This window comes from Candidatus Njordibacter sp. Uisw_002 (assembly GCF_047730155.1).
Lineage (GTDB): Bacteria > Pseudomonadota > Gammaproteobacteria > Pseudomonadales > Balneatricaceae > Njordibacter.
In genome coordinates, this window is sequence record NZ_CP159832.1 from 1190747 (window position 1) to 1205540 (window position 14794).

The 14794-nt window shown below is 42.2% G+C and carries 17 protein-coding genes; 13 read left to right on the forward strand and 4 right to left on the reverse strand.

All coding sequences use genetic code 11. The annotated features are described in order from the left end of the window. The first annotated feature begins 15 nt into the window (after window positions 1-15). The 11 genes from fabG to upp all read left to right on the forward strand — a co-directional run bounded on the left by fabG (window position 16) and on the right by upp (window position 9053). Window positions 16-759 (forward strand): 3-oxoacyl-ACP reductase FabG, encoded by a 744-nt coding sequence (fabG, locus tag ABXT42_RS05640; protein WP_443629450.1) that lies wholly within the window; start codon window positions 16-18, stop codon window positions 757-759. Window positions 760-973: 214 nt separating this feature from the next. Then, window positions 974-1204 (forward strand): acyl carrier protein, encoded by a 231-nt coding sequence (acpP, locus tag ABXT42_RS05645; protein WP_443629392.1) that lies wholly within the window; start codon window positions 974-976, stop codon window positions 1202-1204. A gap of 165 nt (window positions 1205-1369) precedes the next feature. Further along, entirely contained in the window at window positions 1370-2608 is a 1239-nt protein-coding gene (gene fabF, locus ABXT42_RS05650; RefSeq protein WP_443629393.1) for a beta-ketoacyl-ACP synthase II, read from the forward strand. Between the two features lie 21 nt (window positions 2609-2629). Next, window positions 2630-3511 carry an aminodeoxychorismate lyase gene (gene pabC, locus ABXT42_RS05655; RefSeq protein ID WP_443629394.1) on the forward strand — a complete coding sequence of 294 codons (882 nt, stop codon included), beginning with the start codon at window positions 2630-2632 and terminating at the stop codon, window positions 3509-3511. Then, window positions 3505-4509, forward strand: coding sequence for an endolytic transglycosylase MltG (gene mltG / locus ABXT42_RS05660; protein ID WP_443629395.1), 1005 nt, complete (start codon window positions 3505-3507; stop codon window positions 4507-4509). The genes pabC and mltG overlap by 7 nt, the downstream gene beginning before the upstream one ends. A 9-nt stretch (window positions 4510-4518) precedes the next feature. Further along, window positions 4519-5160, forward strand: a complete 642-nt coding sequence (gene tmk, locus ABXT42_RS05665) for a dTMP kinase (RefSeq protein ID WP_443629396.1) — start codon at window positions 4519-4521, stop codon at window positions 5158-5160. Further along, window positions 5153-6181 (forward strand): DNA polymerase III subunit delta', encoded by a 1029-nt coding sequence (locus ABXT42_RS05670; RefSeq protein WP_443629397.1) that lies wholly within the window; start codon window positions 5153-5155, stop codon window positions 6179-6181. Before tmk ends, ABXT42_RS05670 begins: the two co-directional genes overlap by 8 nt. Before the next feature lie 4 nt (window positions 6182-6185). Continuing rightward, entirely contained in the window at window positions 6186-6959 is a 774-nt protein-coding gene (locus ABXT42_RS05675; protein ID WP_443629398.1) for a TatD family hydrolase, read from the forward strand. 168 nt (window positions 6960-7127) lie between these two features. Continuing rightward, window positions 7128-7841 (forward strand): TetR/AcrR family transcriptional regulator, encoded by a 714-nt coding sequence (locus ABXT42_RS05680; RefSeq protein ID WP_443629399.1) that lies wholly within the window; start codon window positions 7128-7130, stop codon window positions 7839-7841. Between the two features lie 12 nt (window positions 7842-7853). Further along, window positions 7854-8390, forward strand: coding sequence for a DUF1285 domain-containing protein (locus ABXT42_RS05685; RefSeq protein WP_443629400.1), 537 nt, complete (start codon window positions 7854-7856; stop codon window positions 8388-8390). 33 nt (window positions 8391-8423) lie between these two features. Then, on the forward strand, window positions 8424-9053 hold the full coding sequence (gene upp / locus ABXT42_RS05690) for a uracil phosphoribosyltransferase (RefSeq protein WP_443629401.1): 630 nt from the start codon (window positions 8424-8426) through the stop codon (window positions 9051-9053). A 30-nt stretch (window positions 9054-9083) separates the two neighbouring features. Here the strand turns inward: upp and ABXT42_RS05695 are convergent, their stop codons facing one another. The 3 genes from ABXT42_RS05695 to ABXT42_RS05705 all read right to left on the reverse strand — a co-directional run bounded on the left by ABXT42_RS05695 (window position 9084) and on the right by ABXT42_RS05705 (window position 12195). After that, on the reverse strand, window positions 9084-9704 hold the full coding sequence (locus tag ABXT42_RS05695; protein ID WP_443629402.1) for a phosphoribosyltransferase family protein: 621 nt from the start codon (window positions 9702-9704) through the stop codon (window positions 9084-9086). A 10-nt stretch (window positions 9705-9714) separates the two neighbouring features. Then, window positions 9715-10482 (reverse strand): hypothetical protein, encoded by a 768-nt coding sequence (locus tag ABXT42_RS05700; RefSeq protein ID WP_443629403.1) that lies wholly within the window; start codon window positions 10480-10482, stop codon window positions 9715-9717. A 75-nt stretch (window positions 10483-10557) separates the two neighbouring features. Beyond that, window positions 10558-12195 (reverse strand): electron transfer flavoprotein-ubiquinone oxidoreductase, encoded by a 1638-nt coding sequence (locus ABXT42_RS05705; protein WP_443629451.1) that lies wholly within the window; start codon window positions 12193-12195, stop codon window positions 10558-10560. A gap of 232 nt (window positions 12196-12427) precedes the next feature. Here ABXT42_RS05705 and ABXT42_RS05710 point away from each other — a divergent pair, with 232 nt between their 5' ends. After that, window positions 12428-12874, forward strand: coding sequence for a hypothetical protein (locus ABXT42_RS05710; protein WP_443629404.1), 447 nt, complete (start codon window positions 12428-12430; stop codon window positions 12872-12874). A gap of 12 nt (window positions 12875-12886) precedes the next feature. Here ABXT42_RS05710 and hpf read toward each other — a convergent pair whose 3' ends face one another. After that, the gene (gene hpf / locus ABXT42_RS05715) at window positions 12887-13258 is read right to left on the reverse strand and encodes a ribosome hibernation-promoting factor, HPF/YfiA family (protein WP_443629405.1); all 372 of its coding nucleotides are present in this window, start codon (window positions 13256-13258) and stop codon (window positions 12887-12889) included. 251 nt (window positions 13259-13509) lie between these two features. On the opposite strand from hpf, the gene ABXT42_RS05720 reads away from it, so the two are divergent. Further along, a complete protein-coding gene (locus ABXT42_RS05720; protein WP_443629406.1) occupies window positions 13510-14694 on the forward strand; it encodes an FAD-dependent monooxygenase in 1185 nt (394 codons plus the stop codon). The last annotated feature ends 100 nt before the right edge of the window (window positions 14695-14794 follow it).

Genomic DNA, 14794 nt, shown 5'->3' on the forward strand with positions numbered 1-14794 from the left:
ACGGATTAAATTATGTTGGCAATTGATGGCAAAATAGCATTGGTGACGGGCGCTACCAGAGGTATTGGTAAGGCCATTGCTTTGCAGCTAGCTTCTCAAGGTGCAATTGTTATAGGCACTGCTACATCACTAACAGGTGCTACCGCAATTACTGATGCCCTAGCAGAAGTAGGCAACGCTGGCACTGGAATGGTACTTAACGTATCTGATGCAGATTCAGTAGCAGATACACTAAAGGCGATTGTTGAAACCTATGGCGCGCCTAGCATTTTGGTGAATAATGCAGGTATTACCCGCGACAACCTTTTAATGCGTATGAAAAACGACGAATGGGATGATGTCGTTAATACCAACATGAGCTCTATTTTTCGTATGGCCAAAGGTTGCTTGAGAGGCATGACCAAAGCGCGCTGGGGGCGAGTCATTAATATCAGCTCTGTAGTAGGCTCTATGGGCAATATGGGTCAAGCTAACTATGCAGCGGCCAAAGCCGGTGTTGAAGGGTTTAGCCGTGCAATGGCGCGTGAAGTGGCATCGCGTAATATTACGGTTAATTCTATTGCTCCAGGTTTTATTGCAACAGATATGACAGCAGCACTTGGAGAAGAGCAAAAAGACACGTTACGTACTCAAATTCCACTACAGCGCTTGGGTACTCCAGAAGATATCGCCCAATTAGTTGGCTTTTTAGCAAGTGATGCTGGAGCATACATTACCGGTGAAACAATCCATGTCAACGGTGGTATGTATATGAGCTAAACCTAAAGGTTTAGCATTTAGTCGTATTAAGTACTATTGAGTGCGTATATTATTTGTATGAGGGTTGCTTTTTTGCCTGATTTGTAGATAATAGCGTCACTCTATACTGAGTAGAAAATAGAACAAAGTTGCGGAATTCTCCGTCCACTATTTTCTAGCACATTCGTTAACACTTTTAATGTTAGCGGCGTATAAGAACCCATTAGGAAAAACTATGAGTATTGTAGATCGCGTTAAAAAAATTGTTGCTGAGCAACTTGGTGTTAAAGCAGAAGAAGTGACTAATAGTGCTTCCTTCGTTGATGACCTAGGCGCCGATTCTTTGGACACCGTAGAGCTAGTAATGGCTTTGGAAGAAGAATTTGAGACTGAGATTCCAGACGAAGAAGCTGAGAAAATCACCACTGTTCAAGCTGCAATCGATTACGTTAATGCTAACCAATAGTTAGCTTAGTTTTTGTACTTCGAATTGAAGTTAGAAAAGCCGCGCCATTTGGTGCGGCTTTTCTGCATCTGAAGCTTTAAAAAGCTGGCTTGATGACGTAAAATTGTTGTCATATAAGTATTGCTTGTGCATTAAGTGCAGGTTATTCATTTCAAGGAGAATCAAATGACTCGTAAGCGCGTTGTAGTTACTGGCATGGGCATGTTAACACCTATTGGTAACACTATGGACGAGACGTGGAGCAACATACTGGCTGCAAAAAGTGGTATGGCAAACATTACTCATTTTGATACTCAAGGTTTTGGCACTCATTTTTCAGCAGGCCTTAAAGACTTTGACCTTAGCAACTACTTGCCGCCAAAAGAAGGCAAGAAAATGGACCTGTTTATTCAGTATGGAATGGCTGCAGGCATCCAAGCTATTAAGGATGCTAATTTAGAGGTGACCGAGGAAAACGCAGACCGAATAGGCGTAGCAATTGGTTCTGGAATTGGGGGCTTACCTTTGATCGAAAAATGCCACAATGCCTTAAACAAAAGTGGCCCTCGTCGTATTTCACCATTTTTTGTTCCAGGCAGCATTATTAATATGATTTCTGGCAACTTGTCGATTATGTTTGGCTTACGTGGCCCTAATATCGCTATTACCACAGCCTGCACCACTGGCACTCACAATATTGGTGCTTCTGCACGTATGATTGCCTATGGCGATGCTGATGTGATGGTATGTGGTGGCGCAGAAATGGCGACTACTCCACTAGGCTTAGGTGGCTTTGGTGCAGCTCGCGCATTATCTACGCGTAATGATGCCCCTGAATTAGCGAGTCGCCCTTGGGATCAAGATCGCGATGGTTTTGTATTAGGCGATGGCGCTGGTGTTATGGTATTAGAAGAATACGAATCAGCCAAAGCACGCGGCGCTCGAATTTATGCAGAGCTTACAGGTTTTGGTATGAGTGGTGATGCCTTCCATATGACTTCGCCACCAGAAGATGGCCGAGGTGCTGCTGCATCAATGCGTAATGCAATGAAAGATGCGGGTTTAAACGGTGATGATATTCAATATATCAATGCTCACGGCACCTCAACTCCTGCAGGAGACATTGCTGAGTCTAATGCTGCAAAGCTAGTTTTAGGCAGTGCTTCAGAAAATGTCCGCATGAGCTCAACTAAGTCAATGATTGGACACTTACTTGGCGCTGCAGGTGCTGTGGAAGCGATTTTTTCAGTATTGGCTATTAGAGATCAGGTTGCACCTCCTACCATAAATTTAGACAATCCCTCATCAGGGTGTGACCTTAACTATGTAGCGCATCAGCCACAAGAAGCTAGGATTCAATCAGCCATGTCCAACTCATTTGGTTTTGGTGGCACCAACGGTACGTTAATTTTTACGAAGATTTAATCATCACATGAGGCTGGCACTATGGATTCAATAACCTTAGTAAATGGCCGGCCATCAGTTATGGTGGATGCTCTTGATAGAGGTCTGGCTTACGGGGATGGATTATTTGAAACCATTGCTTTAGTACAAGGCCAAGTGCAGCTTTGGCAAGCTCATAAACAGCGCTTAATAGCTGGCCTTATAAGCTTAGGCATTGTGCTTGATAAAGCTTATGCTGAAGTTTTGCTCGATACCATTGCTGTAGAATTAAAAGCTGCCTATGTATTATTTGATCGCCCTGAAGGGGTAATTAAAATCACTGTGACCAGAGGCATTGGAGGGCGTGGCTACGCAGCTCCAGCATCACCTATACTCACACGTATTATTTCTATTATGCCATGGCCCAAAGGGCGCGAGCTTCTGTCTAGTAAGGGAGTGAGTGTGGGTTTATGTCAGCACCGTTGGTCTCACAACACAGCTTTAGCGGGTATTAAACATCTCAATCGGTTAGATCAAGTGTTGGCTAGAAGTGAATGGTTTGATGAGTCTACCCATGAGGGCATTATGCTTAACCAAGATGGTGGGGTGGTGTCTGGTGCTATGAGCAATATTTTCATAGAAGTTGATGGAATGCTTATCACCCCAAAGCTTGACCAGTGCGGAATCAAAGGCACTATGGCCCAGCATATAAGTGCCATGGCTCAAACCTTTGGCATTAATGTGTTACAGCAACCTGTGTCCTTACATGAGCTGATGAAGGCTGACGCGGTATTAATGACCAATAGTATTAATGGTATTTGGCCTGTTGTAGCTTTGTCAGCTGATGTTTGCACACAATGGCCCATTTCTAAGCTTACTATTACATTACAAAAAGCCCTTGCCAAAGACTTATCCCATCAAACTCAGGTGTCCGACGTATGCTAAAGAAGGCCTGGCTCTGGGGATTTATTGTCGTGATTTTAGTGATGTCATTAATCACCTATGGCGCTTTTAGACAAGCCTATGTATGGCTGTATGATGCTATCACGATAACAGAACCTAAGTTAGTCACTATAACGTCCGGCTCAGGGGTTGGGGAGATTAGTACTCAATTATTTAAAGCAGGGGTAATATCCCATGCGGCTAGTTTTAAATATTATGCAAAGTGGCGTCAGCTAGATCGATATATAAAGGCTGGCGAATACCAGTTTAGTGGCCCCATCAATAGTGTTGAGGTCTTGGCACAATTGGTTGAAGGAAAGGTTTTAGAATATCAATTTACTGTTCCAGAAGGGCTAACATATAAAGACTTTATTGCTCGTTTAACAAGTCACCAAGCCATGCAACATAAACGTGTGCCCAATGCACAGCAATGGCTTAAAAACTTGCACAGCCGCTGGGATCACCCAGAGGGGTTATTATTTCCTTCAACCTATCGTTTTGCAAAGCATAACGTACCCGAAGATATTATAAAGCAGGCCTATTTAAAACAAATTCAAATACTGCAATCCTCTTGGGCTAATAGAGCAGAAGATTTACCTTACAAGACGCCTTATGAGGCACTTATTATGGCTTCAATTATTGAAAAAGAAACAGGCTTAGCGAGCGAGCGAGCTACCATTGCTGGTGTTTTTGTTAGACGTTTACAAAAGGGTATGAAGTTACAAACTGACCCCACTGTAATTTATGGTATGGGTGAAGACTTTAAAGGTAATATTCGTCGTACAGACTTAACCACTGATACACCATACAATACCTATGTACATAAAGGTCTGCCTCCTACTCCAATTGCACTACCGGGGCGTGCGGCAATAGAAGCTGCGTTGCATCCAGAGGAAGGCTTGAGTCTGTTTTTTGTGTCCAAAGGTGATGGTAGCCATGCATTTTCGGACACATACCCACAACACCTTAATAATGTACGCAAATACCAGCTAAACCAGTAAGAGATTTCCATGACTCCATCATTTATATCCATTGAAGGCGGCGAAGGTGCTGGAAAGTCCACAAGCATTGAGTATATCAAGGGTAAAATTGAATCCTTTGGTATTGAATGCTTGGTTACCCGTGAGCCGGGCGGCACACCCATGGCAGAAGACATAAGGCAGCTGCTTTTGCAGCATCGTGATGAAGTAGTAGACCCATATACAGAGCTTTTGTTGATGTTTGCCTCACGCCGCCAACATGTAGAAAATGTTATACGGCCTGCATTAGCTTCTGGAAAGTGGGTGATTTGTGACCGTTTTACAGATGCTTCTTTTGCCTATCAAGGGTTTGGCAGAGGTTTAGATAAAGACTTTATAACTAGCCTAAAGCATTTTGTACACGGCGATCTTAATCCTACCATGACCTTTTTGTTTGACCTTGATATTGAAATAGGCATGGCAAGGGCAGGCAAGCGTGCGAACTTTGACCGAATTGAAACCGAAGCTATGAGTTTCTTTGAACGAGTCAGGCAAGGCTACTTAACTCAAGCTAGGGCCGAACCTGATAGGTACCGCATTGTTGATGCATCACAATCTATAGAGGCCGTACAACATCAGCTGGACCTTTTTCTTACACCTTTATTGACGCTTAGAGGCTTGGCTAATGAGTGAACAGCTAAGTGCGTTGTCTTTAGGAGTGTATCCGTGGCAACAGGATCAATGGCTTCAGCTTCAAAACATGATCCAGCAGCAGCGCTTTCCTCATGCACTAATTGTGGGTGGAGTACCAGGCCTTGGCAAACTAACATTCGTCAACACACTAGTGGCTGCATTGTTATGTCAGAATAAAATTAATGACAATGCATGTGGACACTGCAAGTCTTGTCAGTTATTAGCCGCCAATAGCCATCCTGATTTTAAGCTGTTGCAGCCTGTTGAGGCAGGCAAAGCTATATTAGTAGACCAGGTACGCAATATTCAGCACTCCATGGCCACCACAGCTCAGCAAGGTGGCGCAAGAGTAGTGGTGATTAATGGCGCTAGTGATCTTAACCTGAATTCGGCAAACGCCTTACTAAAACAACTTGAGGAGCCAGGTGATAATAGTTATTTTTTACTAATACACCAGTGGCCAAAGATGGTGCTACCTACTGTGCGCAGCCGTTGCCAGTTGTTGGATATCGCCAAGCCTACGCCTAAGCAAGGGTTAAACTGGCTACAACAGCAGTTGTCTGATGATGAACTTACTATCGAAGCTACTGAAAGTTTATTGCAACTAGCCAACGGTGGCCCACTTAAAGCTATAGAGTTACACGCATCTAAAGCACAAGAGTTGCGACATCAAATGTTAGTAGAGCTCACCGCTATTTTGAGAGGTCAAAAAACCCCGATAGAGGTTGCTCAAATTTGGCAAAAAAAGCCGTTGGTACCTATGTTAAATTGGTGGGTTGAATGGCTTAACGATCTTGTTAAACTAAAAATGACAGAAGATACGAGTCACGTGTCTAATACAGACATCGTTAAACTACTTCAAGCTGTAGCTAAACGCAGTGATATTGTTGCTATTTATACCTTGCTAGAAAATATCATTAAACAACTTAACTTTATAAATCAACGTCGTAACCTTAACCCTCAATTGGTGTGTGAAGAACTATTGCACCAATGGTATTTTTTGGTAAAGTCAGGTAACTAAATACATGATTATTGATTCACATTGCCATCTCGATAAGCTTAATACGAGTCATTACCCTGATGGTTTAGACGGTCTAATCTGTGCGGCCCAAGCTGACGGCATTTCTCAGATGTTATGTATTGGAGTGGATACGGATCAGTTTGAACCCATGATGAGTCAAATTAAAGATTATGACTTTATTCATGCCTCTGCTGGGCTGCACCCTTTGAGTGTTAAAAGCTTAGATAACTTTGGTTTGTTAGAACAGCAGGCAAAGCACCCAAAAGTAGTGGCTGTTGGTGAAACTGGTCTCGACTATTTTTACGAAAAAGATAATGCAACGCTACAGAAACAATCCTTTACAGCTCATTTACAGCTTTCAAAACGTCTTCGTAAGCCCATCATTGTTCATACCAGAGATGCTAATGAAGACACTGTAATGTTGCTTAAAAGTCAATGTGATCTAAGCGTAGGCGGCGTTATACACTGCTTTACGGAAGACTGGGCCATGGCTAAGGCTTGTTTGGATTTAGGTTTCTATATATCGATCTCTGGCATCATCACCTTCAATAGCGCTAGTGCTTTAAGAGAAGTCGTTAAAAAAATCCCTATAAATCGCCTGTTAGTTGAAACAGACTCTCCCTATCTGACACCTGCGCCTCATCGAGGTAAACAAAACGAGCCTAAATATGTACGTTTGGTTGCTCAGTATGTAGCCGACCTTAAAGGAGTATCCCTAGAAGAGCTTGCTCATATCACAAGTTCAAACTTTACGGATCTATTTTTAACACCGCGCTAGGTTAAAATCATGGCGTTTATATTGCCATATTGGCGCTACATTATTTTTCAGGCTAAGCTAAATATAACTAATAGCCTTTTAAGCTTTTTATGACTATGATGTGTCCCATAGTCATAGTGCGACTAATTTAAAACTTACTGATTAATCTATCTATTCAAAGGTATGGCTATGAATTGGGGTATTGCTGCAAAACCAAGTATTCCTGCTTATTTTCCTCGAGAAAAAGAGAACCGTAAAGTACGTGAATTTAAACGTAGGGAAGAGGAAATACTTGAAACAGCATTGCAGCTTTTTCGCGTTCATGGCGAAGACAAAGTCACAGTTGAGATTATTGCTGATAATGTGGGCATTGGTAAAGGCACCATATACAAACACTTTAAGTCCAAATCTGACATCTATATTTCCCTACTCATTAATTATGAACATCAACTTGCGAGTCTGTTGGCTACAAAAGATTTTTCAGACCCTGAATCCTTGTGGCGCAGTTACTTTGAGTTTCGTATGAGTGACCCTGAACAAGCATTGTTATTTGACCGCCTAGAAGACCGGCTAGTAAAGGGCGAAGAATACGAAAAAGAAATTAGTGACGTGCACCAAGTGCGTAATGAAAACATGCAGGTACTCACCATTCTAGTGGAGAAGCGCATTGATTCTGGAAAGTTAGAAAACGTACCTGCGTATTTTCACTTATCAGCTTCTTGGGCCTTAGTTCATGGCGCGTTAGCACTGCATGACTCTGCATTTTTTAAGGAGTTTATTCAAGACCGGGAAGCTTTTTTTGAGTTTTTAATGCAAATAGGCATGCGAATGGGTAATCATGGGCAAAGTCGTCATGCTGATGTGTCTAAAAAGGTTGCTAATGAAAAACCAACTAGCAAATAAGTATCATCTTTTATGTTAGAACAACTAATAGACAATGCTCAAAAACTTCCAGACTATGACTTAGCTTCTTGGAAGCCAGTATTTCATGGCGATATGGATTTAGTTATTACTGCCAATGGTGATTGGTACCACCAAGGTACAGCGATTGATAGACCCAAAATAAAGCAACTGTTTGCACGTTTGTTACAGCGTCAAGCTAATGGTGATTATTGGATCATTACACCGGTAGAGGCGTTTCGCATTACTGTGCAAGACCTGCCTTTTATTATTGTTAGTGCCGACTACGTTGAGAAAAACGGCCTTAATTTGTGGCAATTTACTACTAATATGGGCGATGTAGTTGATCTTCACCAAGCTGATCAATTGATAGTCACTTACGATTCAGAGCAACCTCAACCTAAGCTTTTTGTTCGTAAAGGGTTGTGGGGGCGTATCAATCGACCCGTTTTTTATCAGCTTGCGTTAGCTAGCAAAGTGATTGAATCGGCTCAAGGTGACTTTGCACAGCTGACAAGTGGCGTTCATCAATATAACATTGGCCCATTGTAGTTGTTTTAATAGAACTAACCAGGAAACCGCATTATGCCAGTACATGAAATCCATCACCCTCTCATTTCACATAAGCTTGCATTGCTGCGTAAAGCCCATGTAAGCACAAAGCAATTTCGAGAATTATCTAACGAAGTGGCAAGTTTGTTAACTTATGAGGCAAGTAGGGGGCTTCCTCTAGAAGAGGTCACTATTGATGGATGGCAGGGCGAGCCGATTGCCGTACAAATGTTATCTGGTAAAAAACTTACTGTAGTACCAATCCTGCGTGCTGGGCTAGGCATGCTTGATGGTGTGATGCAGTTGTTACCCAATGCTAAGGTGAGTGTTGTAGGTTTGTATCGAAATGAAGAAACACTAGAAGCTGTGCCGTATTTTGATAAAATAATTGCGGACGTGGACGAGCGTATAGCACTTATAATTGACCCGATGCTAGCGACAGGCGGCACCTTGCTAGCAACTATAGATCTGCTTAAACAAAAAGGCTGTAAAACCATTATGGGGCTGTTTTTAGTGGCCTCACCTGAGGGCTTAGCAAGGATCGCAAAAGAGCACCCTGAGGTGAATCTGTATGTAGCTGCCATTGATGATCATCTAAATAATCAAGGGTATATCATCCCCGGGCTAGGTGATGCCGGTGACAAAATATTTGGCACCACCTAACAAGGTATTATTTGAACAATCTTTAACCTACTACTTTGGAAACGCAGCTTTGGGGTCGTAGGTTTTAAAGCTTTCTAAATATTGAGCATTAGCCTGCTCCTGCCACTTTGTATTGGGTAATACGGCAGTAATACACTTATATTTTTCACGGTATTTAGCAGTGTTTTCATTGTCTTCCATCACTACGGCTACCATACCCGCTACGACGCCTTGCTGTTGTTCAACCAGCTGCACAGCACCGTGCATGGTGCCGCCCGTTTCAACCCATTGGTCAACTAAAAGCACTCGAGTGCCCGGAGCATAGGCAGGTAACCGCATTTCCATAGATTGGGTTTGCCCAGAATAATTGGTCATGGCTGCACTGTCGGTATCCACACAAAGCTTTCCAGCCTTTCTGATGGGTAAAAAACCACAACCAATTCTAGCTGCAATTCCCGCAGCTAGAACAAAGCCCATAGCATCCAATCCCGCCACTACATCAACGTCCTTCGGGTCTATTTCTGCACACAAATCATCAAGGAGGTCATGATATGCGCGGCCATTAATATAGATGGACGTTGGGTCAAGCCAAGCAAATTTATCACCTTTTGTATTGGGTGCCATAATTGATAGGTACCAACGATCGTCTCTTGGGCCTTTGTCATAAATCATAATATTATCCTTATTTTCCAATTGTTTTTATTAGTTTTATTAATTTATTCGAATCTATATTATAAAAATCATTGTCGATATTTACTCCTGTGGCCACCATAAACAAGTCGACATGAGCGGCATATAAATGGGCATTTTCTGGTGTAATACCAGAGGCAACCCCCAGCGCCGTGTTGCCACAGCTTTCACGAAATGTATTTATCTTTTGTAGATCAGCTGCATGGCCTGTCGCAATTCCAGAAGTAACAACGACATCCATAAAACGAGCTGCTAAACGGCCACTTTTAGCATAATGTTGGGGGTTAACCTCTCTTTGTTTTTTAAATGCAGTGCCCCCAATGTATAAACCTTGCCAGCCACTTTTTTGGCGAACTAGATCAATACGTTTTGCATCTATTTGGTCATCATCTGCGCGACGCTCATCAATACATGCATCATCAGCCCAGTATCCGTCCACTGGAGTTCCTTGCGCTTGTAAAGCACCAAGAATAGGAAAGGCAAATTCACCTGTGACGGCCAAAAAGTTAACCCCGATCCAGTAATCAGGGAATTCTTGGCGGATACTTTTGATGATAGGTAACAGTTTTTCTTTTTCAAAGTCATGATTGATTAGAAAAACACCAGGACAACCGCATTTGATTGCAACAGCTACATTTCGTTTTGCTTGCGCGTGGTCTAAAACATGAATCACTGGTAATACGATTGGGTTTCTACTACCAAATTTCAAATGAAATTCACTTCGATTCATTTTATGTATTCCCATAGCTCTTTTAAACATGTGGTAAAAACTTTTATAAGCACTAAACCCATTTAGATTAGGATAAATTTTTTAGTGCTACTATCGTTGTATAGTCTACATATTAGGGTAGTTTGGACCGCCTGCGCCTTCTGGTACAACCCAAGTAATATTTTGGCTAGGGTCTTTAATGTCACAGGTTTTACAGTGGACACAATTTTGGCTATTTATTTGAAAGGTTTTTTCACCCATGTCATTTTCTAAAATCTCATAAACACCAGCAGGGCAATACCTTTGTGCGGGCTCATCCCACATACTTAAGTTTACGCCAAGGGGTAGGCTTGAATCTTTTAAGGTAAGGTGACAAGGCTGGTTTTCTTCGTGATTTGTGCCAGAAATAAACACTGATGAAAGTTTATCAAAACTTATCTTACCGTCTGGTTTAGGGTAATCAATTTTCGGCATTTTTGCAGCAGGTTTTAGCTGTGCATAATCTGGTACATTATCTTTTAAACTAACAGGCAACTTGCCACCAAATATGTTTTGGTCGATCCAGTTGAACGTGCCGCCTAACCACATGCCAAACTTGTGCATTGCCGCGCCAAAATTACGCGCCTTATATAGCTCTTCATGGAGCCATGATGCCTTAAAATGTTCACCATAAGCCACTAAATCTTGCTTGCCTTCATTACCACTAGCAATCGCATCAAATAATGTCTGCGCTGCTAACATGCCAGATTTCATTGCTGTATGGCTGCCTTTGATTTTTGCAAAATTCATGGTGCCAGCGTCACACCCAATTAACAATGCCCCAGGAAGACTCATTTTAGGCAAGGCGAATAGACCACCTTTTTCCACCGCACGGGCACCGTAAGAAACGCGTGTACCACCTTCTAGATGTTGTTTAAGGACAGGGTGATGTTTGAGGCGCTGAAATTCATCAAATGGGCTTAAGTGCGGGTTGTCGTAGCTTAAGTCGATAATAAGGCCCACTGTGACTTGGTTGTTGTCACCATGGTAAAGAAAAAAACCGCCGTTAGCCCCTTTGGTTAGCGGCCAGCCTGAGCCATGCAAGACTAGGCCAGGTTGATGTTTAGCTGGATCAATGTCCCAAAGCTCTTTGATGCCTATGCCATAGTGTTGGCTTGTGGTGTTTGCATCTAGATTGAATTTTTCAATCAGTTGCTTACCCAAATGACCACGACAACCTTCAGAAAACACGGTGTATTTAGCGTGTAATTCCATGCCCTGCATGTAGCCGTCTTTTTGCTCGCCCGTTGCACTAACACCCATGTCACCAGTAGCGATGCCCTTAACACTACCGTCTTCGTGATACAGTACTTCAGACGCTGCAAAACCTGGAAATATTTCAGCACCCAAGTTTTCTGCTTGTTCCGCCATCCAGCGGCATACATTACCTAAACTTACAATGTAGTTGCCTTCGTTATGCATGGGTTTAGGGATAGCAAAACTAGGCATTGCGATACTACCTGAAGCGCTAGTAAGAATATGCATTTCGTCTTTAACAACTGGTGCAGTCAAAGGTGCACCCATGGCTTGCCAATCTGGGAAGAGTTCGTTGAGTGCTGTAGGCTCTAAAATGGCGCCAGATAATATATGTGCGCCTACTTCAGAGCCTTTTTCTACCACACAAACACTGAGTTCTTGCTCATTTTCTTGTGCTAGTTGTAATAATTTGCATGCGGTTGCAAGGCCAGATGGACCAGCACCCACAATAACAACATCGAACTCCATTGATTCACGTTCCACTGCATATCCTCATAATTGAATTTGTTAATTTAGCCTAGCACTTTAACGTTTGTTAATATTGCCTACTGTCCATATATCGACTTATATTGGCTGTTCTTACACAGACTTTCAATCAATACTGTTCAGTATTGTGCAATAAATAGTGAAAATATCTCTTGGAGCTAAGTTTTGTTAAACTAAGGTGATAATCACCAAGTGAATAAGCGAAAACTTTCAAATGCATATAGAAATCACCAACAACGATACACAGCAACGAGTCCACGACGAATTACGCCAATTACGTTCAGGGGATCGTGTGCATTGCACTGATGTGGGGCAGTTTTTATTTTGTAAACGTTTGCTTGAACAATGGCGCTGGAGCGACGTTTTGCTTTTAATGATGGATGATCAAAAGCAGGTGTTAAAACAGTTTAAATACAAACCGCCAGCTCATGATGAAATACCAAGAGAGCGCTTACTCAAAGACCAAGAGCAAGTTGTGCATGCGTTAGAGAAGGTGTTTGCTCATTGTCAAAAGGTGGGTTTAAAAGTGGTGTCTTTTAGTGATGGGTTGGTAGTAGTGCCATTGGATCTGGCTGAAGACCCAATGGCTTTGTGCTCTGCTGTGGCTTTGGGTGTTAATGATTATGAAACTTATACCACTTTTGCAGAGCAACTAGACTAAAACTTTTAAATCTTATGCTACCTCTTCATCGAGGTCATCAAATTCGCCCACCTCGACATCCAAAGGCATGTGCATACCTTTATCAATACCCTTACGAGTTTGAGTTTTAGATTTAGCTTTTTGTAGTTGTGTTTCGATTTTTGAGCTTAGTGAGTCTATGGCACTAAACATATTGTCACCACGAGCTTTGGCAAAAATCTCGTGCCCCGTGTCTAGGTGTAAAGTGGCTTCAGCAAGGTCTTGGTTACCTTCTTTGTCCATTGTGACTTGAATATTGGTAATGTGATCGAAGTGGCTTTCATTTTTCTGCAGCTTGGCCATAATACGTTCTTTTATTGCATTGGTAGCTTTGGTGTCGTGACGAGCAGTAATGTTCATTTGCATAATCGATTCCTTATTATCGTAAGTTGGATTTAAAAATAAATAGCGGGCCCTCTGGATAAGTTAATTAAACGGGTTAAGTTAAAAGTGATATTTTGGTAATTATCAACTTTACTTGAGCTTCATAAAAGGCAATGCTTATATTTGAGCCGTGCTTTTAATAGACCACAAGTTGGTGCGGAATGAAAGTGCTTTTATAGTGTAATAGTAAATTAAATAAACTGATGTGATGATAGACCTAAAGGCGAAAAAATGTGAAGTGTGATTACGACATTGTGATTTGTGGTGGTGGAATGATTGGAGCTGCATTAGCCACACTGCTAGCGCCCCAAGGGTTTTCTATTGCATTGCTAGAGGCCGCCACTCCTACTGAATACGATCTAAGCCAAAAATTTGATTTAAGGATTTGCGCTCTAAGCCCAAAAAGTGCAGAAGTAATGCAAAGCTCAAAGGCTTGGGAAAAATTACAAAGTATGCGTCTGTGTCCCTACAAACGAATGCGGGTTTGGGAAGTTGCTGGATTTGGTGATTTAACTTTTAATGCAAATCAAGTGGGCGCATCTGAATTGGGTCATATTGTGGAAAATAGATTAGTTCAGCTAAGCCTTTGGCAGGCATTGCGTGATTATAAAAATGTTGAAGTCATTTGCCCTGCATCCCCAAGCAGGTTTACCCGTGATGTTAAAGGTACGATTATAGAGCTTGATACTGGACAACATTTGTCAGCTAGATTGGTAGTGGGCGCAGATGGTGCCCAATCTAAGGTTAGAGACGGTTTCGGTATTGGGGTGAATAGGGGGCAATATCAACAAGCTTGTCTAGTAGCCTCCGTTACTACTGAGCTTGGACAACAAGACATTACTTGGCAACGCTTCGTAAATACAGGCCCACAAGCTTTTTTGCCTATGCTTGGACAACAAGGTTCTGTGGTTTGGTACCATCAGGCAGATAAAGCGCGAGCGTTATCAAAGCTATCAAATGAAGCTTTGGCAGATGAAATCATGGGTCATTTCCCAAAAGAGTTAGGTCAAATAATGGTTACAGGAAAAGCTTCATTTGGCTTACAAAAACAACATGCTCACAGTTACTGTGAATCTGGCGTAGTGTTAGTGGGTGATGCTGCGCATGTTATTAATCCATTGGCTGGTCAAGGCGTTAATTTGGGATTTCAAGATGTTGCATGCTTGGCAAATGTTGTAATAAAAGCTGATACAGCAGGTGAAGACTGGTCAAGTCATGGGGTTCTACTCAGATATCAAAAGCAACGCAAGCTAGCTAATAGTATTATGCTGCATAGCATGGATGCGTTTCATCATGGCTTTAGCCAGACAGGTTCAAAAACTAAATGGGTACGTAATTTAGTGCTGGCCTCTGCAAAAGTTCCTTTGGTGAAAAGGCAGGTCATTAAATATGCTATGGGGCTATCGTCCGCTATTTGATGTTTGTTCTAAAGAACACTTTTCTAGCAACACGTTTCAAATTATACTCGTCTCATTAAACATACATTGTTGCCTGTATGGCAGCTTCTTGAACTTAATG